Origin of the sequence: Inquilinus ginsengisoli (genome assembly GCF_050434925.1) — a bacterium.
Lineage (GTDB): Bacteria > Pseudomonadota > Alphaproteobacteria > DSM-16000 > Inquilinaceae > Inquilinus > Inquilinus ginsengisoli_B.
This window is the reverse complement of the sequence record NZ_JBNDJK010000001.1, coordinates 3770442-3795659: the sequence shown is the minus strand read 5'-3', so window position 1 is coordinate 3795659 and position 25218 is coordinate 3770442. Positions and strand designations below refer to the sequence as shown.

General features: G+C 68.0%; 24 protein-coding genes and 1 pseudogene. 6 read left to right on the top strand and 19 right to left on the bottom strand.

The annotated features are described in order from the left end of the window. Positions 1-14 precede the first annotated feature (14 nt). The 6 genes from mdcG to QFZ27_RS18015 form a co-directional block, all read right to left on the bottom strand. Positions 15-680 (bottom strand): malonate decarboxylase holo-[acyl-carrier-protein] synthase, encoded by a 666-nt coding sequence (mdcG, locus tag QFZ27_RS18040; RefSeq protein ID WP_429227765.1) that lies wholly within the window; start codon positions 678-680, stop codon positions 15-17. Then, entirely contained in the window at positions 664-1404 is a 741-nt protein-coding gene (locus QFZ27_RS18035) for a biotin-independent malonate decarboxylase subunit gamma (RefSeq protein WP_429227764.1), read from the bottom strand. Before QFZ27_RS18035 ends, mdcG begins: the two co-directional genes overlap by 17 nt. Next, positions 1391-2323, bottom strand: a complete 933-nt coding sequence (locus QFZ27_RS18030) for a biotin-independent malonate decarboxylase subunit beta (RefSeq protein WP_429227763.1) — start codon at positions 2321-2323, stop codon at positions 1391-1393. The genes QFZ27_RS18035 and QFZ27_RS18030 overlap by 14 nt, the downstream gene beginning before the upstream one ends. After that, on the bottom strand, positions 2320-2634 hold the full coding sequence (mdcC, locus tag QFZ27_RS18025) for a malonate decarboxylase acyl carrier protein (RefSeq protein ID WP_429227762.1): 315 nt from the start codon (positions 2632-2634) through the stop codon (positions 2320-2322). The genes QFZ27_RS18030 and mdcC overlap by 4 nt, the downstream gene beginning before the upstream one ends. 9 nt (positions 2635-2643) lie before the next feature. Then, positions 2644-4314: a malonate decarboxylase subunit alpha gene (mdcA, locus tag QFZ27_RS18020; RefSeq protein ID WP_429227761.1), complete on the bottom strand. Its 1671-nt coding sequence runs from the start codon at positions 4312-4314 to the stop codon at positions 2644-2646. Between the two features lie 88 nt (positions 4315-4402). Then, on the bottom strand, positions 4403-5200 hold the full coding sequence (locus QFZ27_RS18015) for an alpha/beta hydrolase (protein ID WP_429227760.1): 798 nt from the start codon (positions 5198-5200) through the stop codon (positions 4403-4405). Between the two features lie 330 nt (positions 5201-5530). Here QFZ27_RS18015 and QFZ27_RS18010 point away from each other — a divergent pair, with 330 nt between their 5' ends. Both QFZ27_RS18010 and QFZ27_RS18005 read left to right on the top strand, forming a co-directional pair. After that, positions 5531-6550 (top strand): AEC family transporter, encoded by a 1020-nt coding sequence (locus tag QFZ27_RS18010; RefSeq protein ID WP_429227759.1) that lies wholly within the window; start codon positions 5531-5533, stop codon positions 6548-6550. Between the two features lie 196 nt (positions 6551-6746). Then, on the top strand, positions 6747-6884 hold the full coding sequence (locus QFZ27_RS18005; RefSeq protein WP_429227758.1) for an SDR family oxidoreductase: 138 nt from the start codon (positions 6747-6749) through the stop codon (positions 6882-6884). Positions 6885-7337: 453 nt separating this feature from the next. Here QFZ27_RS18005 and QFZ27_RS18000 read toward each other — a convergent pair whose 3' ends face one another. The 9 genes from QFZ27_RS18000 to QFZ27_RS17960 all read right to left on the bottom strand — a co-directional run bounded on the left by QFZ27_RS18000 (position 7338) and on the right by QFZ27_RS17960 (position 16294). Then, the gene (locus tag QFZ27_RS18000; protein WP_429227757.1) at positions 7338-8189 is read right to left on the bottom strand and encodes a sugar phosphate isomerase/epimerase family protein; all 852 of its coding nucleotides are present in this window, start codon (positions 8187-8189) and stop codon (positions 7338-7340) included. Positions 8190-8465: 276 nt separating this feature from the next. Then, the gene (locus tag QFZ27_RS17995; protein ID WP_429227756.1) at positions 8466-9227 is read right to left on the bottom strand and encodes a DJ-1/PfpI family protein; all 762 of its coding nucleotides are present in this window, start codon (positions 9225-9227) and stop codon (positions 8466-8468) included. 3 nt (positions 9228-9230) lie between these two features. Further along, on the bottom strand, positions 9231-9731 hold the full coding sequence (locus QFZ27_RS17990; protein ID WP_429227755.1) for a hypothetical protein: 501 nt from the start codon (positions 9729-9731) through the stop codon (positions 9231-9233). Then, the gene (locus QFZ27_RS17985) at positions 9728-10816 is read right to left on the bottom strand and encodes an ABC transporter ATP-binding protein (RefSeq protein ID WP_429227754.1); all 1089 of its coding nucleotides are present in this window, start codon (positions 10814-10816) and stop codon (positions 9728-9730) included. Before QFZ27_RS17985 ends, QFZ27_RS17990 begins: the two co-directional genes overlap by 4 nt. A 2-nt stretch (positions 10817-10818) precedes the next feature. Then, positions 10819-11763, bottom strand: coding sequence for a carbohydrate ABC transporter permease (locus QFZ27_RS17980; RefSeq protein ID WP_429227753.1), 945 nt, complete (start codon positions 11761-11763; stop codon positions 10819-10821). 2 nt (positions 11764-11765) lie between these two features. Next, complete coding sequence (locus QFZ27_RS17975) at positions 11766-12824, bottom strand: carbohydrate ABC transporter permease (protein WP_429227752.1); 1059 nt, start codon at positions 12822-12824, stop codon at positions 11766-11768. 119 nt (positions 12825-12943) lie between these two features. Further along, on the bottom strand, positions 12944-14377 hold the full coding sequence (locus QFZ27_RS17970; protein ID WP_429227751.1) for an ABC transporter substrate-binding protein: 1434 nt from the start codon (positions 14375-14377) through the stop codon (positions 12944-12946). 56 nt (positions 14378-14433) lie between these two features. Continuing rightward, entirely contained in the window at positions 14434-15525 is a 1092-nt protein-coding gene (locus QFZ27_RS17965; RefSeq protein WP_429227750.1) for an ABC transporter ATP-binding protein, read from the bottom strand. Between the two features lie 61 nt (positions 15526-15586). Next, positions 15587-16294 (bottom strand): GntR family transcriptional regulator, encoded by a 708-nt coding sequence (locus QFZ27_RS17960; protein WP_429227749.1) that lies wholly within the window; start codon positions 16292-16294, stop codon positions 15587-15589. A gap of 129 nt (positions 16295-16423) precedes the next feature. On the opposite strand from QFZ27_RS17960, the gene QFZ27_RS17955 reads away from it, so the two are divergent. The 3 genes and pseudogenes from QFZ27_RS17955 to QFZ27_RS17945 all read left to right on the top strand — a co-directional run bounded on the left by QFZ27_RS17955 (position 16424) and on the right by QFZ27_RS17945 (position 20116). Next, positions 16424-17665, top strand: a complete 1242-nt coding sequence (locus QFZ27_RS17955; protein WP_429227748.1) for an iron-containing alcohol dehydrogenase — start codon at positions 16424-16426, stop codon at positions 17663-17665. 12 nt (positions 17666-17677) lie between these two features. Further along, positions 17678-19168: an NAD-dependent succinate-semialdehyde dehydrogenase gene (locus tag QFZ27_RS17950; RefSeq protein ID WP_429227747.1), complete on the top strand. Its 1491-nt coding sequence runs from the start codon at positions 17678-17680 to the stop codon at positions 19166-19168. Between the two features lie 91 nt (positions 19169-19259). Continuing rightward, a pseudogene (locus tag QFZ27_RS17945) lies at positions 19260-20116 on the top strand (SDR family NAD(P)-dependent oxidoreductase). Positions 20117-20134: 18 nt separating this feature from the next. Here QFZ27_RS17945 and QFZ27_RS17940 read toward each other — a convergent pair. From QFZ27_RS17940 to QFZ27_RS17925, 4 genes are all read right to left on the bottom strand, one after another. Then, a complete protein-coding gene (locus tag QFZ27_RS17940; protein ID WP_429227746.1) occupies positions 20135-21148 on the bottom strand; it encodes a zinc-binding alcohol dehydrogenase family protein in 1014 nt (337 codons plus the stop codon). A 49-nt stretch (positions 21149-21197) separates the two neighbouring features. Then, a complete protein-coding gene (locus tag QFZ27_RS17935; protein WP_429227745.1) occupies positions 21198-22196 on the bottom strand; it encodes an ABC transporter permease in 999 nt (332 codons plus the stop codon). Between the two features lie 73 nt (positions 22197-22269). Next, a complete protein-coding gene (locus tag QFZ27_RS17930) occupies positions 22270-23250 on the bottom strand; it encodes a substrate-binding domain-containing protein (protein ID WP_429227744.1) in 981 nt (326 codons plus the stop codon). Positions 23251-23278: 28 nt separating this feature from the next. Beyond that, positions 23279-24037 carry an ATP-binding cassette domain-containing protein gene (locus tag QFZ27_RS17925; RefSeq protein ID WP_429227743.1) on the bottom strand — a complete coding sequence of 253 codons (759 nt, stop codon included), beginning with the start codon at positions 24035-24037 and terminating at the stop codon, positions 23279-23281. Between the two features lie 154 nt (positions 24038-24191). On the opposite strand from QFZ27_RS17925, the gene QFZ27_RS17920 reads away from it, so the two are divergent. Beyond that, positions 24192-25079 (top strand): GntR family transcriptional regulator, encoded by an 888-nt coding sequence (locus QFZ27_RS17920; protein ID WP_429227742.1) that lies wholly within the window; start codon positions 24192-24194, stop codon positions 25077-25079. Positions 25080-25218 lie beyond the last annotated feature (139 nt).

Sequence of the window (25218 nt, the reverse complement as noted above, 5' to 3'; positions counted from 1 at the left end):
CTGCGCCGGTCGGCTCACGCGAAGAGAGTGTGCACGCATCGGATGTCCGCTCCGTCCATGGATTTGACGAGCACGGCCCCGCCGGGCCGCCGGAACTCCTGCCGCAGCTCCCGCCAGTTCACCCCGCTGCCGGCTGACAGGGCGATCTCGCCGTCGAGCCGCACCGGGCCGGCGGTGTCCAGCCGGTCGAGCGTGTCGAGCAGGTCGGGCAGTGCCGTCGCCGCTGGTCTGGGCCAGATCAGGTCGATGTCCGATCCGGGCCGGAGGTAGGGCAAGCCGGTCATGCGTTGCCACAGCAGGGCGCCGAACAGGATCGGCCGCAGCGCCAGCCGCTCGCCCAGGGCGATCAGCCTTCCGACCTGCGGTCGCCAGCCCGCCGGGACCGAGCCCGCCGCCGCGTCCAGGGGGACGGCGGCGACGGTCTCCGCCACCAGATCGGCAGGGACGGACAAGGCGAGGCGCAGCTTGCCGTAGGCCGGTGGCAGGGGGAGGCCGACGGCGACGCCGCCCTCCCCGTCCCCGGCGGCCGGGCGGCGTGCGATCACCGGCCAGCCGCGTTCGGCCCAGCCGGCGACGAGCCGGCGGGGCCCGTACTCCAGGTCCCGGAAGCCGGGCGATGCGGCCAGGACCGCCGGCCACCCGTCCGGCGTCACGCGCAGCAGGTCATGACGCTGCAGCATGACGGCTCTCGACGACCTGTGCCGCCACGCGCCGCGCCAGCTCCGACGCCAGGCGCCGGCCGCCGCGCGCGGCACCGAGCGCATCCCTGGCGTCGTGGCCTGAACTGCCCGCCAGGGCCGCTTCGAGCTGGGCGTCGAGCGGCCGGCGCGGATCCCAAATCTCCGCCACCGCTCCGACTTCTGTCATGGAGGCGAGGCCGGGCGCGAAGACGGGAGTCGTCTGCGACAGCGCCCTGAGGGTGTCTTCCGGCAACTTCGTGACCCGCGCCATCGACGGCAGGTCCATGACGGCGGGCTCCGCGCCAGGCAAGGCGACGAGGATGTCCGTCGCCAATCCGGTGGCGAGGAACGCACCGGCGGCCGCCTTGCCGTGGTTCAGCCCGACCGTGCGATGCCCTTCCCGGCTGGCCAGCAGCAGGCATTTGGCAAGATGCGCGAGATATTCGTTGAGGCCGAGCATCTCGTCACGGCGGGCCATGCGCTGGCTGCAGGTGTCCACCATGACCAGGATCGGCGTGTCGCCGCCGGCGGCGATGACCCGAAGCACCCGTTCGGCGAGGGGCAGGACGCCATCGATCCCGAGCGGCTCTCCATCGGCGACGCCGATCACCTCGACGGTGCCGCCATTCCCACGCCGACCGGTCCCCAGGATCAGCTTGTCGGGGCGCACGACCACGTCGTGCCCGGCGGGGAACAGCCCCGCCAAGATCTCATCGACCGTCATGATCCAGTCCTTTCACGGTGGCGGCGAGCGCGGCGAACGCCTCGTCGTCCATGTCCCGGACGCCCTCCGGATCGGCGATGCCGAGGGTGGCCCACATTTCGGTGGCGCTGCTGCAGCCGCCGAGCCGGACCTGCCGCGCCGCGAGCCTCTCCTGCTCGGCCTGCAGCGTCCGCACGTCGAAGGCCGGCACCCGGTCGAGGAGGGCGAGAGCGGCCTCGCGAAAGCCGGCCATCGTATCCACGGCATAGGCGTCGGCGCCCCCGATCAGGCGGCGCGTCCGGCCGCCGGTGACGCTCCAGACCAGGGCCTTGTCCTTGGAGTCGAACTCCTCGACGCCCTGGTTGGTCTCGATCACCTCGGGGCCGGTGACGCCGAGCCGCCCCTGCTCGGAGATCGCGATCCGGGAGCAGGTGGCGGCGGTGAGGCCGGCGCCGCCGAAGGCCCCGGAGCGCCCGCCGACGAGGGCGATGACCGCGACACCGGCGCTGCGGGCTTCGGCGATCGCCCGCATCACCTCGGCGACGGCGAGCTCGCCGGCATTGGCCTCCTGCAGCCGCACGCCGCCGCTGTCGAGCAGCAGCAGGACGGGGAGATCGGCACGGTCGCGCGCCGCCCGCAGCAGGCCGACGAGCTTCGCCCCGCTCACCTCGGCGAAGGTGCCGCCCATGAACTGCCCTTCCTGGGCGGCGACCAGAACCTCCCGGCCGTCGAGGCGCCCGCGCCCGACGATCACACCGTCGTCGAACGCCGCGGGAAGGTCGAACAGAGCCAGGTGCGGGCTCTGCACGCGGTCCGACGGCGGCAGGATCTCGGTGAAGCTGTCCGGATCGAGCAGGCCGGCGAGACGCTCGCGGGCGGAGGCCAGGAACCAGCTCGCGGAGTCGTGGCTGGCAGACTGGCGGATCGCATTGTCATTCATCGTGCCGCCTCCATCATCCGGACGCCCTGCATCAGCCGCAGCGCGACCGTGTCCGGACGGGCCCCGCCGTCATTGATCGAGATGCGGAGCCCGCCCGGGGAGGCGCGTTCCACGAAGTCGGCGACGACCGCCTTCCAGACCTCGTCATAGCCGCGCACCGGCGTGGCGATCTCGACCGAGCACTCGGTGTCCGGCAGCGTGCGTTCGAGCAGTATTTCCAGGTTGCCGGACGCGACGACGCCGACGATGGCGCTTCGGGCTTGCCCCGCTGCCGGGCGGCCGGGGGCGTATCGAAGCTTGATGATCACCATGGCAGCCTCCTACCAGTTCCGGAATTTGCGGGGCGGGTCGTAGAGATTGCCCGACCAGTGCATCAGCTCCTTGACGGAGTGCGCGGCGAGCAGACTCTTGTGGGTGTCGAGCGGATCGATGCCGAGATCCTCCGGCCGCCGGATCACCTTGCGGGCCCGCAGTTCCTCGACGACGCGGCGGTCGCGGGCCCGGCCGACCGGCGTGTACCCGGCCACGCCGCGGATCGCCTGCTCGCGCTCATAGGCGGTGCGGCAGAGCAGGAGGTTCGCGATCCCCTCCTCCGTGACGATGTGGGTCACGTCGTCGCCATAGATCATCACCGGCGGGAGATCGAGGCGCAGCGCCTCGGCAAGCTGGAGGCTGTCGAGCTGCTCGACGAAGGTTGGGACCAGCTTGTCGCCGAAGGTCTCGACGATCTGGACCACCAGCTTGCGGCCGCGCGGCAGCTGCGTCTGCCCGTCCGCCGCCTCCCGCCCCGCCTTCAGCCAGGCTTCGCTGGCATGGCGCCGGCCATGCGGGTCGGAGCCCATGTTCGGCGCGCCGCCGAACCCCGCGATCCGGTCGCGCGTCACGGTCGAGCTGTTGCCCTGCAGGTCGATCTGCAGGGTCGACCCGATGAAGAGGTCGGTCGCGTACAGGCCGGCGGCCTGGCAGTACATGCGGTTCGAGGCCATCGAACCGTCTCGGCCGGTGAAGAAGATGTCCGGGCGGGCGCGCATATACGCATCCATGCCCACCTCCGACCCGAAGCTGTGGACCTGCTGCACCCAGCCGGTCTCGATCGCCGGAATCAGGGTGGGATGCGGGTTCAGGGCGAAATGGGTGGCGATGCGTCCCTTCAGCCCGAGCCGCTCGGCATAGGTCGGCAGCAGCAGCTCGATCGCGGCGGTGTTGAACCCGATCCCGTGGTTCAGCCGCCGGAGGCCATATTCCTCGTAGATCCCGCGGATCGCCAGCATGCCGGTCAGAATCTGGGTCTCGGTGATCTGCGCCGGGTCGCGGGTGAACAGCGGCTCGACATAGAAGGTCTCGGGCGCGACGACGACGAAGTCGACCCGGTCGCCGGGAACGTCGACGCGCGGCACCTTGTCGACGATCTCGTTCACCTGGGCGATGACGATGCCCTGCTTGAACGCAGTGGCCTCGATCACAACGGGAGAATCTTCCGTGTTCGGGCCCATATAGAGGTTGCCGTCTCGGTCGGCGGAACGCGCGACGGTCAATGCCACATGCGGCGTCAGGTCGACGAAGTAGCGCGAGAACAGCTCGAGATAGGTGTGGATCGCGCCGAGCTCGATCTTTCCGGCGTTGAGCGCCCGCGCCAGCGCGGCGCCCTGCGGGCCGGAATAGGAGAAATCGAGCCGGCGGGCGATCCCGGCCTCGAACAGGTCGAGATGCTCGGCAAGGACCAGCCCGGACTGCACGATGTGCAGGTCCCGGACGGTGTTCGGGTCCACCCCGGCGAGGCTGCGCGCGAGGAAATCTGCCTGTTTCTGGTTGTCACCCTCCAGGCAGACGCGGTCTCCCGGGCGGAGCACCGCCTCGAGCAGCCTGGTCGCATCATCGGGTGCGACCAGCTTGCCTCGGGCGTAGCGACCGGCCGCGGCCAGGCGCTGCTCGCGGGATTGTCTTCCGGTATCCCATGCGCGTTGCGCCGGGACCTTCGATTGGGCGGTCATCGCTCGCACCTCCGTCGACTGCTGGGGAGGGATCGGGATCGGGATTGGGCTCGCCCGGCCCGCCTGACGGCCGGGCGGCGGGAGCGGCTTACTTGGCTGCGACCGTCGTGGCCAAGCGGGCAGCCTGCTCGATCACGGCGGCGACCTCCTTCGGCCGGGACTCGTAGACCGAGTGGCTGGCGCCCTCGAGCACGGTGACGCGGCTGTGGGCCCGCTCGTAGTAGAAGCGCTCGAGATCCGGATTGATGATCTTGTCGGCGGCGGCGACGATGCCCCAGCTCGGCTTGGTCTTCCACGCGACCGCGGTCATCGGGGTGGAGAACACCGCCGCCGCAGTCGGGACCTGGGATTGCGCCTCGAACTTCGCCTGGTCGAGCGGCAGGTCGGCCGCGAAATGGGAGGGGAAGAGGTCCGGCCGCAGATAGGTATAGCCGTCCGCCGTCTTCACCACCGCGCCGGGCACCTGCGAGATGACGCTGGGCATCTTCTTGCCGAGCGCGGCCTCGTCCTCGCCGACATCCGGCGCATGGGCCGCGACATAGACCAGGGCCGCGACATGCGGGTCATCGCCGGCTTCGGTGATGATCGACCCGCCATAGCTGTGGGCCACCAGGACGGTCGGCCCGTCCTGCTGATCGAGGACCCGCTTGGTGGCGGCGACGTCGTCGGCGAGGCTGGTCAGCGGCTGCTGCACCATGGTCACGTGGAAGCCATCCTTGGTCAGGATGTCGTAGACCGGCTTCCAGCCGGACGCGTCGACCCAGGCGCCGTGCACCAGCACGATGTTCTTGATCGGCGCGGCGGGGGCGGCCGACGCGACCGCCGGAGCGACGGAGGCCAGCAGCGAGGCCAGCAGGAGGATGTGCTTGCTCTTGAGCGGAGACATGAGGCCACCTCGTTTTTTGAGTATCGGGAGAGGTCTCCGAGCGACCCGGAAGCATTGTCGTCGGGACCACGGGATGAAAGGTATGGCGGTCTCCGGCCCGGCCTCCATTGGACAGGAGGGCTGGCGAGGCCCTGATTTGCGGTCACCGGACAGAGACTTTGGTATAGGACCGAGGATTGGATCGTCGTCACCGCCCGGCAGGCAAAGACCATCGGTTCAGACTGTCGCCCAAGACCTAGGTATAGGCTCTGCTCTACGAACACGGAGCACCGACGATCGAATGTGCGATGGAGCGGCGCGCGGCTTCGCCCTTAGCCTTTGACCGATGACATGGGCGAATTGCGCGGCGAGGTGCCCGCGCATCGTCCCGGTCATCCGCAGGTGGAGGCCGTTCCCATGATGTCCGAAGCAATCCTGCTGGCGCTGGCGCCGGTTTTCTTCGTCATGGGCCTCGGCTATGCCGCCGGACGAACGCACATCGTCGAAAATCATCAGGTCGACAGCCTGAACAAGCTGGTGATGGACTTCGCCCTGCCGGCATCCGTGTTCGCGGCGACGGCATCGGCGCCACGAAACGAGATGCTGGCCCAGGCGCCGCTCTTCGCGATCTCCGGCGGAGTCATGCTGCTGCTGTACCTGGCGTGGTATTTCCGTCAGCACGCATCCTCCAAGATCGGCAAGGAGGACGCTGCGCTCCAGGCCCTCACGATCGCCTTTCCGAACCTCGCGGGCGTCGGGCTTCCCATCGTCTCCGCGGTGCTCGGCCCGGCCGGAACCGTCCCGGTCGCCGTCACATTGGCAGCCGGCTCCATCCTCGTCAGTCCGCTCACACTGGTCCTCCTCGAGATCTATGGGGGGAAGGACGGCGCGGCTGCCGAACCGGTGACCCTGCGGATCCTCCGAGCCCTGCGGCGCGCGCTGACCAAGCCCGTGGTCCTGGCGCCGGTGCTCGGCATCGCACTCTCGCTGTTGCAGTTGAAGCTCGGCCCCGTCGTCGACGCCTGCCTGCTGCTGATCGGGCATGCCGCCGCCGGCGTCGCGCTGTTCCTCACCGGCCTGGTCCTGTCGGGCCAGTCCTTCCGGCTGGATTGGAAGGTCGTCAGGGCGACCGGAGCGGCCGACATCATCCGGCCGCTGCTGACCGCTCTGGTCGTGTTCATCCTGCCGGTTCCGGCCGAAACCGCGAAGGTGGCCATTCTGCTGGCGGCGGTGCCGTCAGGGTTCTTCGGGATCCTGTTCGCCGTGAACTACCGCCTGGACTCGGCGACAGCCGGATCCATGGTCATCGCCAGCACCGTGTTCAGCATCGTGACGATGGCAATCGCCATCGCCGTGCTCTTCCCGCAGTAGCGCGGATCTCCGTCGAACCACAGCGTTGCAGCTGCAACGGTTTCCAGAGCACGACCGAGGAGGAACTCGATGCGCTCTACAATGTCCATTTCAAGGGTGTCTTCTTTCTCACCCAGACGCTGCTGCCGTTCATCAATGACGGCGGGCGCATCGACTGACCCGCATCACGATACCGGGCAGCGGTGCCTATGCTTCGATGAAGGGAGCGGTCGAGGTGCTGACCAGATACATGGCGAAAGAGCTGGGAACCCGCCGTATCGCCGTCAACACGGTCGCGCCTGGCGCCATTGCCACCGATTCAGCGGCGGGATGCTCCGGGACAATCCCGAGCTGAACAAGCGGGTGGCGGACATGACGGCTCTCGGGCGGGCCGGATTGCCGGAAGGTATCGGCCCCATGATTGCGTCCCTGCCGTCAGAGGATCACCGGTGGGTGAATGCCCAGCGCATCGAGGTTTCGGGCGGCATGGCCCTCTGACCGGCGCCTCCGATCGGCATCGGGTTCTCAGGGCCTGGGACCCGGCCGATGCGGTGCGCCGGGCGGCTTGACGGCCAGTGAGCACCGGCCTCAGGCTAATCACTGACGGGGAGATTGCCTACGCGCGAGTTCCGGCGGCTGAGCAGCATCCGGCATTGCCGCTCGGCACCCCGCGAAGCCGGCTGCGCCCGGGTGTCGCAGGACAGGGCGTCCGGAGGAAAAGCCGACTGGCCGGGACTTCGGCAACCATGATCAGGACACCGTCATGCGCTTGTGCCTGCGAGCGTGACGGACGATCCGCAGGCACCGCTCAGCCCCCGGCATCGGCCCAGCCCTGCGTCATATGCGCGAAGCCGGATCGGTAGACCTCTTCCTCATTGGGGAAGAAGTCGCGCCACACGCGGGTCGCGGCGGCGAGCGCCGGGACGCCGCGGCCGAAGGCCTCGATCGTCAGCCTCTCGTCATAGCCCGCTTCCCGCAGCGCCTTGTAGGTGGCCCCCCACGGCACATGACCCTTGCCCGGCGTGCCGCGGTCGCTCTCCGAGATATGGACATGGATCATGTGGCGCCTGATCGTGCCGATGGCGGCGACCGGGTCCTTCTCCTCGATATTGGCGTGGAAGGTGTCGTACATCCCCTTCACGGCGGGATGGTCGACCTCGTCCAGATACTCGGCCAACTGCTCCATCGTGTTGAGGAAGTAGCATTCGAAGCGGTTCAGCGCCTCGAGGGCGAAGCGCACGCCGTGCCGCTGCGCGTGGTCGCCGACGCGGCGGTTGAATTCGATGCCGCGCCGGCGCTCCTGGGCCGTGGGGCCGTGGCCGGTGAAATGGCCGAGCTGGGAATGCATCGGGCCGGCGACGATCGACCCGCCGAGCGCCTTGGTGCAGTCGATCACCCATTTCGTCCGGTCCAGCGCGGCGTCCCGCTCGGCCCGGTCGTCCGCGAGGCAATTGTGGCCCGCCCCCAGGACGCTCACCGTCGTGACGTCGAAGCCCAGCGCCGCAAGCCGCTCCCCGAGCCTGGCGTAGTCCTCGTGCGTGCCCTCGAAGACCGGGACCTCGATGCTGTCATATCCCGTCTCCCGGATCGTCTTCAGGAGGGGTGTGTGCTCATCCGTGACGTGCCCCGTCCACAGCAGCAGGTTGAACCCGTACTTCATGCCCCCTCCTCCCATCGGCTATCGGATTCACACACCTCTTCCGCACCCTCGTCGGGCCCGGTTCGTTGCCTCTCCCGCTTGCAAGACCTTTTCAGAACTCAGCCGTTCGTCTCGACCTACGCCTTTCATCCTCCCCCTCTCCTGCGGGAGGGGGAGGATGAAAAATCCATACCGGAGGAGTTGAGTCATTCTGAAAAGGTCTCGCTTGCGGGAGAGGCCATGGTCTCGCAAACCCGCCGCCGGCCCGGCCCCATCAGGCGAGATCAGCCACGACGCTCATTGCGCCGCCGACGCCTGTCCCGCAGTGGCCAGCAGCTGCTGCACCATGGCCTGGACCAGCCGCGGCAGGTCGTAGGGGAAGCGCGCGGTGATCAGGTTGCCGTCCACCACGCAGGGCTCGTCGAGCACGACTGCGCCGGCATTCTCGAGGTCGATCTGGATGTTCCACACCGCGGTGGCGCGCTTGCCCTTGAGGATCTTGGCGCTGACCATCACCCATTGGCCGTGGCAGATCGCGGTCGTCGGCTTGCCGGCCTCATACATGGCGCGCACGAAGGCCAGGGTGGGCTTGTCCATGCGCAGCGCGTCGGGGTTCCAGCAGCCGCCGGGCAGCAGGACCGAGTCGTAATCCGCGGCCTTCGCCTCGTCGGAGTAGCGGTCGATCTTCAGCCAGCCCGCATTCTCCATCAGGCGGATGGCGAGGACGTGGGTGGCGCATTGCGGCGGGAAGCGCAGGCCCAGCGTCGGATCGAATTCGCCGATGCGCGGCGAGACGATGTGGACCGTGGCGCCATGCTCGGTCAGCCAGCGATGGGCGCCCAGGATCTCCACCTCCTCCACGCCGTTGGTGCAGCAGATCGCGATCCGCTTGCCCTTGAGCAGGGCCGGATCGGAGGGCGGGTCGAACAGGAAGCTGTTGAGCTCCCGGTTCAGCTCGCCATCCGCCGTCGCCAGCAGCTCGGTGGAGATGGACGGGACCGGCGAGGTGGACATCAGCTGCTGCATCCGCTGGATGAGGGCGGCTTGATCAAGGCTCATTTTTTACTCTCCCGGAGATGTTGAAGGATGGTGCTCGCCGGATCCTTCCTCGCTTCCGCCCCTTCGGCGGCCCTGCAGGATCAGGGTGCAGGCCAGGACGCCGGCGATGGCCGCGACCGTCCAGGTGAAGCCGTGCATGTACCAGGGCTTGGCGGCCAGCTGGGCCTTGCCGGTGACGGTGCTGGGATCCGGCGGCTTGAGGAAGAACTGGCCGTAGAGATGCGCGGCGGCGATCGCGACCAGCAGGGTGAGACAGAAGATCATGGCGACGATCATCGCCGCCTTCACCACGGACCGCTTCGGGACGCCGGGCTGCGCCATCGGCAGCAGGTTGTTCGCCAGCGCCGCCACGATGACGATGATGCCCCCCGCCGTGAACAGTGCGATGCCGAAGGGCTGGAAGATCAGCACCAGCGCCACGATCCCGAGCCCGATGATCGCGTATTCCAGCCTGCGCGCGCCTGCGGGCGACAGTCCGCCATGGCCTTGGTCATGCCGGCTCATGCCCGCACCGCCTTGCCGTCCGCGGCGAAGATGTGGGTCTGCACGGGATCCGGAACCAGGTGGAGCGGTTCGCCGATCTTGACCTTCCTGTCGCGCGGGACGACCACCCGGATGTCGCCGCCGGCCTTGGTCCGCGCATGGATGAGCGTCTCGGCGCCCATCGGCTCGATCAGCTCGGTCACGGCGTCGATCGTGCCGGCGGTGTCCTGGGGCACGACGGTGAAGGCGCGCGGGCGCACGCCGACCGTGACCCGTCCCGGCCCCAGGGCAGCGACGGCGGGGTTCGCGGGGAGATCGACGTCCTGCTGGTCGAAGGTGACTGTCGCCTTGCCGCCGCCATAGCCCTTGAGCTCCGCCTCGATCAGATTCATCTGCGGCGTGCCGATGAAGCTGGCGACGAAGACGTTGGCCGGCTTGGCGAAGACCTCGTGCGGGCTGCCCACCTGCTCGATCATGCCGTCGCGCATGATCGCGATCCGATCCGCCATGGTCAGGGCTTCGAGCTGGTCGTGGGTGACGATGACCGTGGCCTTGGACAGGTTCGACAGCACCGCCTTGATCTGGCCGCGCATGGTGTGGCGCAGCTCCACGTCCAGCCGCGACAACGGCTCGTCGAACAGGAAGCAGTTGGGGTCGCGCACGATGGCGCGCGCGACGGCGACGCGCTGCTTCTCCCCTTCGGAGACCTGCCCCGGCATCCGGTCCAGGACATCGCGCAGATGCAGGATGTCGGCCACCTTGCCGACCCGGGCGGCGACCTCCGCCTTGCCGATGCCTTCGCGGTGCAGCGGCATGGCGATGTTCTCGCCGACCGTCAGCGCCGGATACAGCGCATAGAACTGGAAGACCATGGCGATGTTGCGCTTCTGCGGCGACAGCTCGTTCATGCGCTGTCCCGCGATCACGATGTCGCCCGCCGTGGCCCGCTCCAGCCCCGCGATCATGCGCAGGGTCGTCGTCTTGCCGCAGCCCGACGGGCCGAGCAGGCAGACGACCTCCCCCGCCGCGACCGACAGGTCGGCATCCCGGACCGCGACGAACGAGCCGAACGCCTTGGTGATCCCGCGGATCTCGATGGTCGACATCGCTATTTCCTGACCGTGCCGAAGGTGACGCCGCGCAGCAGGTGGTTCTGCAGGAAGAAGGTGACGAGGAAGACCGGGATCAGGAACAGCGTCTCGATCGCGGCCAGCAGCGTCCAGTCGGTGCCGCGGCCGCCGGAGGAGACGGCCTGGTTCATCGCCACCGGCACGGTGCGCGTGTCGGCGCCGGTCAGGAGCAGCGCGAACAGGAACTCGTTCCAGGTCAGGATCAGGCCGAACACGAAGGTCGCGGCCAGGCCGGCGACGACCTGCGGCAGGCAGATCTTCCAGAACACCTTGACCTCAGACGAGCCGTCGATGCGTGCGGCGTCCTCGACATCGGTCGAGAGCTCGTCGAAGAAGCTCTTCATCATCCAGATGGTGAAGGCCAGGTTGAAGGCAGTGTAGAGCAGGATGATGCCGGGATACGACCCGGACAGGCCGACGGCGCGGAACATCAGGATCACTGGAATGATGACGACGATGGCCGGCAGCATCCGCGTGGTCAGGATGATGAAGAGATAGGTGTCGTTGCCCTTGAGCGGGTAGCGCGAGAAGCCGTAGGCCGCCAGCGTGCCGAGGACGAGGGCCAGCAGGACCGAGACGGTCGCGATCACGATCGAGTTGAAGAAGAAGCGGTCGAAGCCGGTCGCCTCCGGCTGCCCGCCGGTCGTCATCACCCGCGAGAAGACCGAGCCGAAATTCTCCAGCGTCGGGGTGAAGACGAAGCGGTCGGGGATGAGGCCGAACAGCGAGGTCGGCGACAGCGTCGGCGGCACCGACAGCGCCAGCTCCTGCGGCTTGATCGCGGTGAAGATGATGAACAGCACCGGCAGGAAGTAGACCAGGCTGACGCCCGCCACGACCAGGGTGCGCCCCCAGCCGGCCTCCGCGACGCCGTGGCTCCGGCGAAAACCGATGCGTTCCCAGATGGACGGGCCGGAGGCCATGGTCAGCTCTCCCCGTTCCGGCGATTGGCGAGATAGAGGTAGAGGTTGGTCAGGACGATCACCATGAACAGCATGACGTAGGAAATCGCCGCCCCTTCGCTGGTCTTGTTCTGCTCGTTGGCGATGCGGATCAGGTGGTATGAGATCGTCATCGTGTCGTTGCCGCCCTTGGTCAGGAGGATGACGAGGTCGGCCAGCTTGAACGCCTCGATGGTGCGGAACAGCAGCGCCAGCATCAGAAGCCCGCGGATATAGGGGAAGGTGATGGTCCAGAAGCGCCGCCAGGCGGAGACCCGGTCGATGGCGGCCGCCTCGTAGAGGTATTTCGGCACCGACACGAGCCCGGCCAGCACCAGCAGCATGACGAAGGGCGACCACATCCAGGCATCGGCGAAGACGATGCCGCCCACCGCACCCGCCTTGCTGTCCATCAGGATGAACTGGCCGTCGGTGATGCCGTTCATCACATAGCTGAGGATGCCGAAGGTCGGGTCGTAGTAGTAGGTGAAGAACACGCCCGAAGCGACGACCGACAGCATCATCGGCGCCAAGACCAGGATCAGCAGATACTTGCGCAGCGGGAACTGCTTGGCGAAGAGCATGGCCAGCAGGAAGCCGACGACCATCTGGGCCGCGACCGTGAGCACGACGAACATCGCCGTGTTGGTCAGGGCGTGCCAGTTGTCGGCCGCGGCGATGTCGTTGGTGAGCACCTTGATGTAGTTGCTGAGCCCGACGAACCGGATCGACTGCTGGTTCGACTGGTAGGCAAAGAATGAAAGCCCCAGCGACCACAGCAGCGGGAAGATGTTCATCGTGAACAGCACGGCGATGGCCGGCGCCACCAGCAGCCCGCCATAGTAGCGGCGGCGGTAGGCGTTGACCACGAACGCGGCGGCGACCAGCGCCGCCGCGGCGCCGACGATCCAGAAGGCGATGGAAGCGGGCAGCGCCGCCGCGGCGGCCACGGTGACGACGATGCCCGCGGCTATCGCCAGCCGCCAATTGTCGGCGGAGATCTCCAGAAACGCCGGCGACGTCCGGGCCCTGGGAGCCGTCATGGTTGGTGTCACGGACATGAGTGCTCTCGATCGCAGTTCTGCTTGGCGGGTCCGGCACGCCGGCCCGGTTCGGGATCGCTGCCGCCGGCCCGACGGCGGGCGGCAGCGGCCTCGTCACATCACTGGATCAGGCCCGCTTCGGTCAGCAGGTTCTGCTGGAACTTGGCAATGTTGTCCAAGGTCGCCTTGGCGTCCTGCTTGCCGGTGATCGCCAGATCCAACTGATCCTGCTGCTGGGTCAGCAGTTCGAAGAACTGCGGCACGTGCCACACGTCCTTCTGCCAGTCCAGAGACGGAGCCCACGCCCGGTTCCACGGGCGATAGGTCACGTATTTCGGGTCCGAATACACCGATTTGATCGCCGACTGGCCGCCCGCCGCCGCGAACTGATGCTGGATCTCGGGCGACAGCCACCACTTCACGAAGTCCACGGCCTCCTTGATCTGGGCGTCGGTCGTCCAGGTGGTCAGCACGAAGGGCTGCCCGCCGATGTTGGACCAGCGCACCATCTTGCCGTCGGCGCCCATGGTTCCCGGCATCAGGCCGAACACCAGCTTGTCCGAGACCTTCGAGGTCTTCGGATCGAGCGAGGCTTCGCCCAGGCCGATCCAGTCGACATTCATGGCCACCTTGCCTTCGCGGAACAGCTCGTCCGACTTGAAGATGTCCATGGTGCCGGTCTTGGCGACCGGCGGCATGTAGTCGATCAGGTTCAGATAAGCCTCCAGGGCCTTCACCGCGGCCGGCGAATTCACCACGCCCTCCGCCTGGCCCTGGGGGACCTTGGTTTCGTCCCAGATGTCGCCGCCCATCTGCCAGATGAAGCCGTTCACCTGCATCGATGAGAAGTCGTAGGCCTTGCCGGCCTGGAAGGCGATGCCGTAGAAATCGTCATCGGCGGGCTTGCCCGCCAGCGTCTCGCCCTTCTTGCGCCGGAAGAACTCACCAATATTCTTGAAATCGTCCCAGGTCATGGCGTCGATCTCTTCGCCCGTGCAGGGCAGCTTCTTCTGGTACTTCGCCATGAAGTTTTTCTGTTCGGTCTCGTCGCAGATGATGTCCTTGCGCGCGAAGGTGACCAGAACGTCGGGAAACTGCGGGAAACCGTAATAGTTCTCGGACTTGTAAGGATAGGTCGCGTACGCGTTCAGCGGATTGGGATGGATCTCCATGAACGCCTTCTTGAACTCGGGGTCGGCATCCAGGAGATCGTTGATCTTGCGGAAATAGCCGCCCTCGACGAAGGCGCCCAGCCACTGCGAGTCGGACACGATGAAATTGTATTTCTGCTCACCGGAGGTGAGCGACGCATTCACGCGTGTGTAGAAATCAGGCCATGGAATGAAATCGACATCGAGCTTCACGGTGTTGCCGGATTTCGGCTTGTACTGCTCATCGAAGAATTTCTTCATGACGCGGGTCGGCGGCCAGTCGGGCACCGCCATCGACAGCGTCACCTCCTCGGCCTGGGCAAATTTGGCCGCGCCCGTCATCAGCAGAGCGGCCAACCCTGCTGCCACCACTACACCTTTGATCTTTGTCGTCGCCGTCATTATCAGGTCTCCTCCCCATGTGTTGTCGGTGTTGTTGTTCTTGTCCGACCCCGGCGTCAGGTGATTGCCTGTCCGTTCGAGGCCCGGAAGACGTGGAGTTTTCTTGGATCGAGAACGATCGAGGCCTGCTGACCGGGCTGCAGGCCCGCAGCCGCCGCTTCCGGCAGCACCAGCCGAAGCGTCTCGCCAGCGGTCTCGATCGAGATCACGGTGACGTCGCCCAACGGCTCCAGCATGGCGATGCTCGCCGCCATACCGCCTTCGCCGCCGGTCGCGAGGCGGATGTCGTTCGGCCGGATGCCCACCACGGCCGCCTCCCCCGCATCCGCGCTGCTCAGCTTGCGCATGCATGGCAGCGGGCCGATCGCGGAGTCGATGACGCTGCCGTCGCGGGCCAGGGTGCCCTTGATTAGATTCATGGTGGGCGAGCCGATCTTGCCGGCGACATACAGGTCGCGCGGGGCTTCGTAGAGCTCGTCCGGCGTCCCGGTCTGCACGACCCCGCCGTCGCGCAGCACGGCGATCTCCTCGCCCATCGACAGCGCCTCCAGCTCGTCGGGCGTCGCATAGACGATCGTCAGTCCGAACTGGCGATGCAGGCGCTTGAGCTCGGCCCGCATCTCGTGCCTCAGCTTGGCGTCGAGATTGGTCAGCGGTTCGTCCAGCAGCAGGATCCGGGGGCGCCGGATCAGGGAACGGCCGAGCGCGACCCGCTGCTGCTCGCCGCCCGACAGCGTGCCGGGCTTGCGGCCGATCTTCGTGTCGAGCCGGAGCATCGTCGCGGTCTCCCGGACACGGCGACCGATCTCCTCCCGCCCCACCCCGGCCTCGCGCAGCGGATAGGCCAGGTTCTCGAAGACGGTGAGGTGCGGGTAGAGCGCGAAGGACTGGAACACCATCGACACGCCGCGCCCCGCGATCGGCTCATGCGTCCAATCCCGGCCGAAGATCTCGACCCGGCCGCGATCCGGCGGGACGAGGCCGGCGATCATGCGCAGCGTCGTCGTCTTGCCGACCGAACTGGGCCCGAACAGCACGAAGAAGCGGCCTTCGGCGACGCTGAACGACAGGTTGTGCAAGGCCCGGACATGGCCGTAGGATTTGCTGACATTGGTCAGGCTCAGCGCACAGGCGTCGACCTGTCCCATCGTTATCCTCCCTTTTCCGCCAGCGTATCACGGATCGGCCCGCTGCCCATGGCTCCTGGCATCAGTCGAATGCCGGCAGCAGGCGGTCGCGCGACCGCTCGATATGGGTGCGCATTGCCCGCTCGGCCTCGTCCGGGTCGCGACGGGAGAAGGCGGCAAGGATCGCCGCGTGCTCGTCGAGCGCCTCCTCGGTCACCCGCGAGTGGAACATCAGGCGGAAAATATGAAAATGCGTGTGCTGATGCACCAGCGTCTCGCGGATGAGCTCGTTGCCCGCGACCTGGAGAATCTTGTCGTGGAACACCGCGTCCTCGCGCGCGAATTGGGAGTAGCGGGCCCGTTCGTCCGGTCCGTCCGGGCGCGACATCACCCCCGCCGCCGCAGTCAGCTCCTGCAGCGCCGCATCCGTCATCGCCGCCGCGGCCCTGCGCGCGGCGTCGGGCTCGAGCAGCAGGCGCAGCTGGTACAGCTCGGTGAAGCGCCGGCGCGAGACCTGGGGCGCCGCGCTGTAGCCGACGAGGTGCGTCTTGACTACCAGGCCTTCGCCTTCCAGGCGGCCGAGCGCCTCACGGATCGGCGTCTGCGACACGTTGAATTCGCGCACCAGGGCATCGACCGTGATGCGGGCACCCGGCGGGATCTTCAGCGCCATCAGCTGGGCGAAGATCGCCTCATAGACCTCCTCCGCCAGGCTGGCGGCACGATGGATCGCCGGGCCGCCCGGATCGGCCGCCGAAGGGGATGGAAGGATCGGCTTCTGGCTGCGCACTGCTTTGTCCCTTGACATGAAGGAGAGCTAGCACGATCCTCCGCCGCATTCAATACGATATCCTATAGGATTTGATATAGGATCTCGCATGGCCGATGTTCCGGCTCATCCCCATCGATGGAGTCGATCGTGACGCTCTTCTCGGCGATCCGGCTGCCCAAGGAGATCCTGTTCGGCAAAGGCCAGCGCGCGGCTTTGCCGGCTGTCGCCGGCCGCCTCGGGCGGCGGGCGCTGGTGTGCACCGACGAGCGGCTGGCCACATCAGCCGATTTCGAACGGATGCTGGACGGGCTGCGCGCGACCGGCCTAGCCGTCAGTGTCCATGGCCGCGTGCAGCCGGACGTGCCGCGCGACAGCGCTGCCGACTGCGCCGACGAGGCGCGCGGCTTCGCGCCCGACCTGGTCATCGGCATCGGCGGCGGCAGCTGTCTCGACATGGCGAAATGCGCCGCCCTGCTGCTGACCCATGGCGGCCGGCTGCCGGACTATTACGGCGAGTTCAAGGTGCCGGGACCGATGCTGCCGGTGATCGCCGTTCCCACCACAGCAGGGACCGGATCGGAAGCGACACCGGTCGCGGTGATCTCCGATCCGGACCGCCTGCTGAAGGTCGGCATCTCGAGCCCGTATCTCATCCCCGCCGCGGCCATCTGCGATCCCGACCTCACCCTCTCCTGCCCGCCCGCCCTGACCGCGGTCGCCGGCGCCGATGCGCTGACCCATGCGATCGAGGCGTTCACCGCGGGGCGGCGCCCGCCCTCGGCGGAGCTGGCGCAGCAGCACGTCTTCATCGGCAAGAGCGCGCTGACCGACCATTTCGCGCTGCTCGCCATCCGCCTGCTCGGGCGCAGCCTCGAACGTGCCTGGCGCGACGGGGCGGACGAGGATGCGAGGGCCGAGGTGATGATGGCGGCGCTGGCGGCCGGCTGCGCCTTCGGCACGGCCGGCACGGCGGCGGCGCACGCGATCCAGTATCCCGTCGGCGCCCTGACCCACACGCCCCACGGTCTGGGCGTCGCGACCGCCCTGCCCTATGTCATGCGCTTCAACCGCGCCGCGGCGCTGGACGAGATGGCTGAGATTGCCATCGCGCTTGGGGTGGACGGCGGGCACACCACGCGCGCGGCGCTGGCCGACGCCGCCATCGACGAAGTGACGCGGCTGCTGCGCGCCATCGGCATCACCCCGACGCTCGCCGGCCTCGGCCTGCCCGCCGACAAGCTGGACTGGACCGCCGAGCAGGCGGTCGGCATCGAGCGCCTGATCAAGAACAATCCGCGCCCGATCGGGCTCGCCGAGATGCGCCGGCTGGTCGATGCCGCCTATCGCGGCGACCTCGACGCGGCCGCGTCCGACCCTGCTTTCGAATAAGGGAACCCACCCATGACCGTTGCGATGCCGCTTTCAGCCGTGTCCCCTTCCGCATCGGGCATCGATCCGGCCAGCTGTGCCCGCGGCCTCTGCATCGGCGGAGAGTGGCTGTGGCCGGCGGGGCGCGCATCGATCCCCGTCATCGATCCGTCGACCGGACAGCGCCTGGCCGAGGTGCCGGACGCGTCGGTCGAGGATGCGACCACAGCGGTCGAGGCGGCCGCGCAGGCGGCCGGGGCCTGGCGCGCGACACCACCGCGCCGGCGGTCGGAGATCCTGCGCCGCTGCTTCGAGCTGATGACCGAACGCGCCGAGGATCTGGCGCGGCTGATCGCGCTGGAGAACGGCAAGGCGCTGCGCGACGCACGCGGCGAGGTCGCCTATGCCGCCGACTTCTTCCGCTGGAACGCGGAAGAGGCGGTGCGCATCTGCGGCGACTTCATGCTCTCCCCCACCGGGGCGAACCACATCATCGTCGACTACGAGCCGATCGGCATCTGCGTGCTGGTCACGCCCTGGAACTTCCCGGCGGCGATGGCGACCCGCAAGATCGCCCCGGCGCTCGCCGCCGGTTGCACCGTTGTGCTGAAGCCGGCGAGCGAGACGCCGCTGACCGCCTATGCGCTCGCCGCCCTGTGCGCCGAGGCCGGCGTGCCGCCGGGCGTCATCAACGTGCTGACCACCTCCACGCCCGGCCCGGTGACGGCGGCGATGCTGGTGGATCCCCGGGTGCGCAAGCTGTCCTTCACCGGCTCGACTCAGATCGGCCGGGTGCTGCTCGCCGAGGCGGCGAAGCATGTCGTGAGCTGTTCGATGGAACTCGGCGGCAACGCCCCGCTGATCGTCTTCGACGACGCCGACCTGGAGCTGGCGCTCGAAGGCGCCATGCTGGCCAAGATGCGCAATGGCGGCGAGGCCTGCACCGCCGCCAACCGCCTCTATGTGCAATCCGGCCTGTACGATCGGTTCGCGGCGGAGCTCGCGGCGCGCATGGTGGCGCTGCAGGTCGGCCCCGGCGCCGATCCCGCCACCGAATGCGGCCCGATGATCAACCCGGCCGCGGTCGACAAGATCGAGCGGCTGGTGGACGACGCCCTGTCGCGCGGCGCCCGGCTGCTCTGCGGCGGCCGCCGGCCGGACGGGCCGGGCTGTTTCTACCCGCCGACCGTGCTGGATGGGGTCACGGCCGATGCCGCCATGGCGCAGGAGGAGATCTTCGGGCCGGTCGCAGCACTCAGCCGGTTCGAGACGGAGGACGAGGCCGTCGCCCTGGCCAATGCGACCGAATACGGGCTGGCCGCCTATGTCTTCACCCGCGATCTGGCTCGGGGCTTGCGGGTCTGCCGCCGGATCGAGACCGGCATGGTCGGGCTCAACCGCGGGCTGGTCTCCGATCCGGCGGCGCCGTTCGGCGGCACCAAGCAGAGCGGGCTCGGACGGGAGGGCGGCGCGCAGGGCGTGCTGGAATTCCTCGAGGCCAAGTACATCGCGACACAGCTTTGATCGCATCGCCTCACGGGTGTAGTGAGGCGGAGTGATCGGCTCGATATCGGCACGGTCTGCCAAGCCGCCGGTGACGCCTTTCGCAAGCCGGATGCTGGAGGATCAGGTCATGACGAGTTTGAACGGCACGGTTTCGGTCGTGACCGGCGCAGGCCGCGGAATCGGGCGCGAGATCGCGCTGCACCAGGCCCGGGCCGGTGCCCGGGTTGCGGTCCTGGCGCGCACGGCACGCGAAATCGAGAGACCCGAGCGATGATCGCCGGCGAGGGCGGGACGGCGATCGCGCTGCCGCTCGACCTCGTCGACGGCCCGGCGGTCGAGCGCGCCTTCGACCGGATCGCCGGGGAACTCGGGCCGGTCGACACGCTGGTCAACAATCACGGCTCGTTCCGGGCCTTCGGCCCGATCTGGGAGTGCGATCCCGAGACCTGGTGGAGCGACGTCGAGATCAATCTGCGCGGCACCTTCCACACCTGCCGGGTCGCGGCGCCGCGGATGCTGGCACGCGGACGGGGCCGGATCGTCAACCTGGTGGGCGGCGGGACCGGGACGAGCTTTCCGCACGGCTCCGGCTATGCCGCCAGCAAAGCCGCGGTGATGCGCTTCACCGAATGCCTCAACGACACGACGAAGGCCGGCGGCGTCCTGGCCTTTGCCGTCGATCCCGGCCTCGTCCGGACGGCGATGACCGAATTGCAGCTGACCTCCGAAGCCGGCAAGGCCCATCTGCCCGGCATCAAGCAACTGTTTGACGACGGTGTTGATATCCCGCCGACGCGCGCGGCCATGCTGATCGCCGATATCGCCGCAGGCCGGTTCGACCCGCTCGCCGGGCGGATGCTGCGCGGCGCCGACGACCGCGATGCGCTCGAGCGCGAGATGCGGACCATCGCGGCGAAGGACGGCCGCGCCCTGCGCCTGACCGGGCTCGATTATACGAGTCTTTGAGCGAGTGGCGCCTGCGCGTCAGTCGATCTCCACCAGCGCCTTGACCAGCCCGCTCTTCCGGGTCGCCCAGTGCGGGAGATCGGCGACCGCGCCGGCCAGGCTGGTGCGGTGGGTGAGGAGGTGCCGCAGCGGGACGCGGCCGTCCTCGATCGCGGCGACAACCCGCTCGAAATCCGCCCGCAGGGCATTGCGGCTGCCGAGAACGGTCATCTCCCGCTTGTGGAATTCGGGATCGGAGAAGGCGATGCTCTCGGTCACCACGCTGACGAGCGCGAGCGTGCCGCCATGGGCGACATGGCCGAAGGCGCTCTCCATCGAGGCCCGGCTTCCGGTCGCATCGAAGACCACGTCGAAGCCGTCGCCGTCGGTCGCCTGGCGGACCGCCTCCGCCGCACCGCTGCCGGCGCCGATGCTTCGGACCGCGATGCCGCTGTCCAGCGCAAAGGCGAGCCGGTCGGCCTCGCGATCCATGATCGATACGTCGCCCCCGGCCAGGCCGGCGAAGACCGCCGTGCCGAGCCCGATCGGCCCGGCGCCGATCACCAGGGTTCGGGCGCCCGGCGCGAGGCCGGACCGGGCCACCGCATGGGCACCGATCGCCAGGAACTCGATGCTCGCCGCCTGGTCGAGCGTGAGGCTACCCGCCGGATAGAGATTGCGCTCCGGCACGGTGATCCTCTCGCACATGCCGCCGTCGCGATGCACGCCCAGCACGGCGATCCGGACGCAGCAATTGGGCTTGCCGGCGCGGCAGGCGATGCAGGCGCCGCAGGAGACATACGGGTTGACGATCACGGTGTCGCCCGGCTTCAGCGGGCTGCCTTCGGGCGCTTCCAGCACCTCGCCGGACAGCTCGTGCCCCATGATCCGGGGGTATCGCAGATACGGGTGGCTGCCCTCGTAGATGTGGAAATCCGTGCCGCAGATGCCCATCCGGCGCACCCGGACCAGCACCTCGCCGTCGCCCCGCTCGGGCTCCGGCCGATCTTCGAGCACCAGTTCCCCGGGGGCCCGGCACACCACTGCCCGCATGGCTCGTCCGTTCTCCGATTGCGCGCACCGACATCGCGCCGGCGTCCCGTCAGGAACCGGCCTGCCGTCGCTTCTGCAGGTTATCGAGATAGACCACGAGCGCGATCAGGAGGCCTTCCAGCACCATCTCCCAGAACGGGTCGATGCCGAGCAGGACGGCCGCGTTGCTCATCGTGGTGAAGAGGACGGCGCCGACCACCGTGCCGAGCACGGTGCCCCTGCCGCCGAACAGGCTGGCGCCGCCGACCACCGCCGCGGCGATCGCCTGCAGCTCGTAGGCATTGGCCATGGATGGCGACGCGATGCTGAGGCGCGAGACCAGGAGGATGCCGGCCAGGGCGGCGAGGCCCGAGCTCAGCACATAGGCGACCAGCGTGATGCGGGGCGTGTTGATGCCCTGCCGGCGCGCCGCCTCGGCATTCGAGCCCATCGCGTACATGTATCGCCCGGTCCGGGTGAAGCGGAGCAGGTAGTGCACGGCGACCCCGACCGCCACCATCGCCCAGAACAGGTTGGGCAGGCCGGTGGTGCCGCGGGCGAATTCCTTCACCTCGGCCGGCAGGCCGCCGATCGTCATGCCGCCCGACAGCAGCAATGCCAGGCCGCGATAGACCTGCAGGCCCGCCAGCGTCACGATGAAGGGCGGGATGCCCAGTCGGGCGACCGCGGCGGCATTGACCAGCCCGACCCCGGCCCCCGCCGCCAGGGTCAGCAGGGCGGCGGGCGCGAGGCCGAGGCCGTGCCCGCACATCTGGGCGAAGGCGACGCCGCAGAACGCGACCACCGACCCCACCGACAGGTCGATGCCGCCGATGACGATGGTGCACATCACGCCGATCGCGACGATCGCCGCGACCGGCGTCTGCCGCATCAGGTTGCTGATGTTGCCTTCGGTCAGGAAATTGGGCGTGGTCAGCGCCAGCGCGACCCAGAGCGCGACCGTGAAGGCGATGACATAGGTCTCGATCGGCAGGCGCCGGAGCAGAGCCTGAAGGGATTTGCCCGGCGCAGTGCCGCGAAGGCGCGGTCCGGGGCGGGTATGCAGCATGGGCTGATCCGTCATCGGACCTCCGTGATGAAGGCGGGCGAGGGCTGCCGCGGCAACCGCCGCCCGCGGCAGATCAGTCGGCCAGGAACGGGCCGAGCTTGCGCTTCGACACGTCGAGCAGGCCGGCCAGCGCTGGATCGTTCATGGTCGCCTTGGTTACCGTGCCGACGCCGGTGTCGATGGTCTTCGGCAGGCGCACGCCATGGGCGGCGGCGTAGCCGTACCAGACCCCGGCGAAGCCCATCATGAAGGGGTCCTGGACGATCAGGGCGTAGATCGAGCCGTCCTTCAGATGCTCCAGCTCCCCGGCATCGGAGTCGAAGGCGACCAGGCAGAATTTCGCGCCCAGCTTCTGCTCCGCGACCGAAGCGCCTGCGCCGGTTCCCATCTGCGCATTGTCGGCGAACAGGCCGACGAGGTCCGGATCCTTGGTCAGCATGTCGGCGGTCAGGGTCATCCCCTCCGCCTCCTCATTGTTGCCGACCCGGTTGCCGACCAGCGTGATGTCGGGATAGGCCTTCAGGCCTTCGACGAAGCCCCGGTCCCGCGAGTCGAGCGATTCATGGCCGGCCATGGCGGTCAGATAGCCGACCTTGCCTGCCGCCTTGCCGGTCCGCTCCTTGACGCACGCCGCCATCGCCTCGGCCGCGGCCTTGCCGCCGGCCTCGTTGTTGGTGGTGAGGAAGGAGGCGTATTGGTCCGTCTTCGCCCCGGAGTCGATGACGATGACGGGGATCCCGGCGGCGGTCACCGCGGCGATCGGATCCCCCAGCGCCTCGAAGATCGTCGGCGAGATCACGATCGCGGCGGGCTTCGACCCGGCTGCGTTCTCGAGGACGGCGATCTGGCCGGCGGCATCGTCCTTCGGCGTGCCCAGCTTGTCGACCTTGACGCCGAGCTGCCGGCCGGCCTCCTCGGCTCCCTTGAACACCCACTGCCAGTATTCCGACGTGGTCGCCTTCACGATCACCGCGACCGTGTCCTCGGCACTCGCCGGCGTGACGCCCGCGAGGGCAAAGATCGCCGCCGAAGCAGCCAGTAACGACTTGCGCATCATGGTTCCTCCCCGTGTCGTGCAGCGCTCAGGCTGCCTTCTTGGATTCGCTGTAGCCGGTCATGTATTTGATCAGGGTCTCCTGATCCGTCTCCGCCGCCGGCGTGACGTGGACCACCCGGCCGCGGAACATCACGGCGATGCGGTCCGCGACCTTCAGGATCTCGACCAGGTTGTGGCCGATATAGATGACGCCGACGCCATGGGCGGCGAGGTCGCGGGTGTGATGGATCACCCGCTCGCGCTCCATGACCGCGAGCGCCGCGGTCGGCTCGTCGAGCAGCACCACCTTGGCCTTCCAATAGATCGCCCGTGCGATCGCGACGGCCTGCCGCTGCCCGCCCGAGAGCCGCGCCACGGTGCGGGCCTCGGCCGGAATCTCGCTGCGGATCCGCTTCAGCAGCTCCGCGGTCTCGCGCCGGATCGTCCGCTCGTCGACGACAGGCAGGAACCCGAACAGCCGTCGCATCGGCTCGCGGCCGAGGAAGATGTTGGCACCGATCGAGAGGTCGTCGGCGAGCGCCAGGTCCTGATAGACGGTCTCGACGCCCCGTTGCCGCGCCTCGCGCGGCGAGGACAGGTCGAGCGGCGTGCCGGCCAGCAGCATCCGGCCGGCATCGGGCCGGTAGACCCCCGAGATATGCTTGATCAGCGTCGACTTGCCGGCGCCGTTGTCGCCGACCACGGCCAGGACTTCCCCGGCATCGAGATGCAGGTCGACGCCGCGCAGCACCTCGACGGGCCCGAAGCTCTTGCACAGCCCGGCGACTTCGAGGATCGGGCTCACGCGCTCACCGGCACCAGCCGGACTCTCAGGCCGACCATATTTATTCCTCCCTAGGATATGCTTAATTGTTCCTTATACAGAAAAACCAACCGAGCTTGTGGTCAAACTGTTTTTTATGGATTAAAAGACCGAAAGCGAGAGGGAGAGTACCGGCATGAAGTCCGACACGGTATTCAAGCGCGCCTTCAACGACGCCCTGGACCTGCTCGCGGAGATCGAGGATGGGGACCCGCTGCCGTCGGAAACCGTGCTCAGCGCGCAGCTCGGGGTCAGCCGCACCACGGTGCGGAAGGTGCTCTCGACGCTGGCCGGGCAAGGGACCGTGGCCGGTGCCGGGCGCCGGCGGTTCGTCCGCTCGGACGGGGGAGCGATGCAGCGGTTTCCGGCGGCGGAAACCATCCCGATGGCCGAGCAGATCGAGAAGCGCTTCATGGAATGGATGCTGCGCGGCGACGCCCGCGCCGGGACGGCGATCAACGAGCTCGACCTGGCCCGCCAGTTCGGTGTCGCCACCACCGGGATCCGCGAGTTCCTCAACCGCTTCCAGCGCTTCGGGCTGATCGAGAAGCGGCCGAACGCAGGCTGGGTGTTCCAGGGCTTCACGCCGAGCTTCGCGCTCGACCTGTTCGAGATCCGCGAGATGTTCGAGCTGCGGTCGGCGATGACGTTCGCGGCATTGCCGCAAAGCTCACCGCATTGGCGAAAGATCGATGCCTTGCGTGAGGAACACGTCGCCCTGCTGCAAGAGATCGAGCTCCGCTATCACGACTTCTCCGACCTCGACAGCCGTTTCCACCGGCTCGTCAACACGGCCACCCCCAACCGGTTTATCGACGGCTTCTATGACATCATCACCTTGATCTTCCACTACCACTATCAGTGGAACAAGCATGACGAACGGCAGCGCAACGAGGTCGCGATCCGCGAGCACCTCGCCTATATCGAGGCGCTGTTCAGCCGCGACACCTCCAGGATCGAGCTCGCCTGCCGCGCCCATCTGGCTTCGGCGAAGGAAACCCTGATCCGCTCGACCGCAGGATGACGGGTGCCGGTGAACCCGGCCCTTTCCGTATGACGAGAAGGGCGCCAAGATCCGCGAGCGGACCTCGTCCACCGCGCTGACGACCGCTGCGAGAATTGCGACGCTGACCGGGCAAACCGGCAGTCAACGAGAAGCCTGC

Bases quoted from the DNA above. Each gene is read 5' to 3' on its own strand.
- mdcG (WP_429227765.1), bottom strand. From the start codon at position 680: ATGCTGCAGCGTCATGACCTGCTGCGCGTGACGCCGGACGGGTGGCCG.
- QFZ27_RS17975 (WP_429227752.1), bottom strand. From the start codon at position 12,824: ATGACGGCTCCCAGGGCCCGGACGTCGCCGGCGTTTCTGGAGATCTCC.
- QFZ27_RS17935 (WP_429227745.1), bottom strand. From the start codon at position 22,196: ATGCTGCATACCCGCCCCGGACCGCGCCTTCGCGGCACTGCGCCGGGC.
- QFZ27_RS17995 (WP_429227756.1), bottom strand. From the start codon at position 9,227: ATGAGCCTTGATCAAGCCGCCCTCATCCAGCGGATGCAGCAGCTGATG.
- QFZ27_RS18015 (WP_429227760.1), bottom strand. From the start codon at position 5,200: ATGTCTCCGCTCAAGAGCAAGCACATCCTCCTGCTGGCCTCGCTGCTG.
- QFZ27_RS17970 (WP_429227751.1), bottom strand. From the start codon at position 14,377: ATGACGGCGACGACAAAGATCAAAGGTGTAGTGGTGGCAGCAGGGTTG.
- QFZ27_RS17990 (WP_429227755.1), bottom strand. From the start codon at position 9,731: ATGAGCCGGCATGACCAAGGCCATGGCGGACTGTCGCCCGCAGGCGCG.
- QFZ27_RS18035 (WP_429227764.1), bottom strand. From the start codon at position 1,404: ATGACGGTCGATGAGATCTTGGCGGGGCTGTTCCCCGCCGGGCACGAC.
- QFZ27_RS18000 (WP_429227757.1), bottom strand. From the start codon at position 8,189: ATGAAGTACGGGTTCAACCTGCTGCTGTGGACGGGGCACGTCACGGAT.
- QFZ27_RS17950 (WP_429227747.1), top strand. From the start codon at position 17,678: ATGACCGTTGCGATGCCGCTTTCAGCCGTGTCCCCTTCCGCATCGGGC.
- QFZ27_RS18005 (WP_429227758.1), top strand. From the start codon at position 6,747: ATGAAGGGAGCGGTCGAGGTGCTGACCAGATACATGGCGAAAGAGCTG.
- QFZ27_RS17980 (WP_429227753.1), bottom strand. From the start codon at position 11,763: ATGGCCTCCGGCCCGTCCATCTGGGAACGCATCGGTTTTCGCCGGAGC.
- QFZ27_RS17920 (WP_429227742.1), top strand. From the start codon at position 24,192: ATGAAGTCCGACACGGTATTCAAGCGCGCCTTCAACGACGCCCTGGAC.
- mdcC (WP_429227762.1), bottom strand. From the start codon at position 2,634: ATGGTGATCATCAAGCTTCGATACGCCCCCGGCCGCCCGGCAGCGGGG.
- QFZ27_RS18030 (WP_429227763.1), bottom strand. From the start codon at position 2,323: ATGAATGACAATGCGATCCGCCAGTCTGCCAGCCACGACTCCGCGAGC.
- mdcA (WP_429227761.1), bottom strand. From the start codon at position 4,314: ATGACCGCCCAATCGAAGGTCCCGGCGCAACGCGCATGGGATACCGGA.
- QFZ27_RS18010 (WP_429227759.1), top strand. From the start codon at position 5,531: ATGGGCGAATTGCGCGGCGAGGTGCCCGCGCATCGTCCCGGTCATCCG.
- QFZ27_RS17985 (WP_429227754.1), bottom strand. From the start codon at position 10,816: ATGTCGACCATCGAGATCCGCGGGATCACCAAGGCGTTCGGCTCGTTC.
- QFZ27_RS17940 (WP_429227746.1), bottom strand. From the start codon at position 21,148: ATGCGGGCAGTGGTGTGCCGGGCCCCCGGGGAACTGGTGCTCGAAGAT.
- QFZ27_RS17930 (WP_429227744.1), bottom strand. From the start codon at position 23,250: ATGCGCAAGTCGTTACTGGCTGCTTCGGCGGCGATCTTTGCCCTCGCG.
- QFZ27_RS17965 (WP_429227750.1), bottom strand. From the start codon at position 15,525: ATGGGACAGGTCGACGCCTGTGCGCTGAGCCTGACCAATGTCAGCAAA.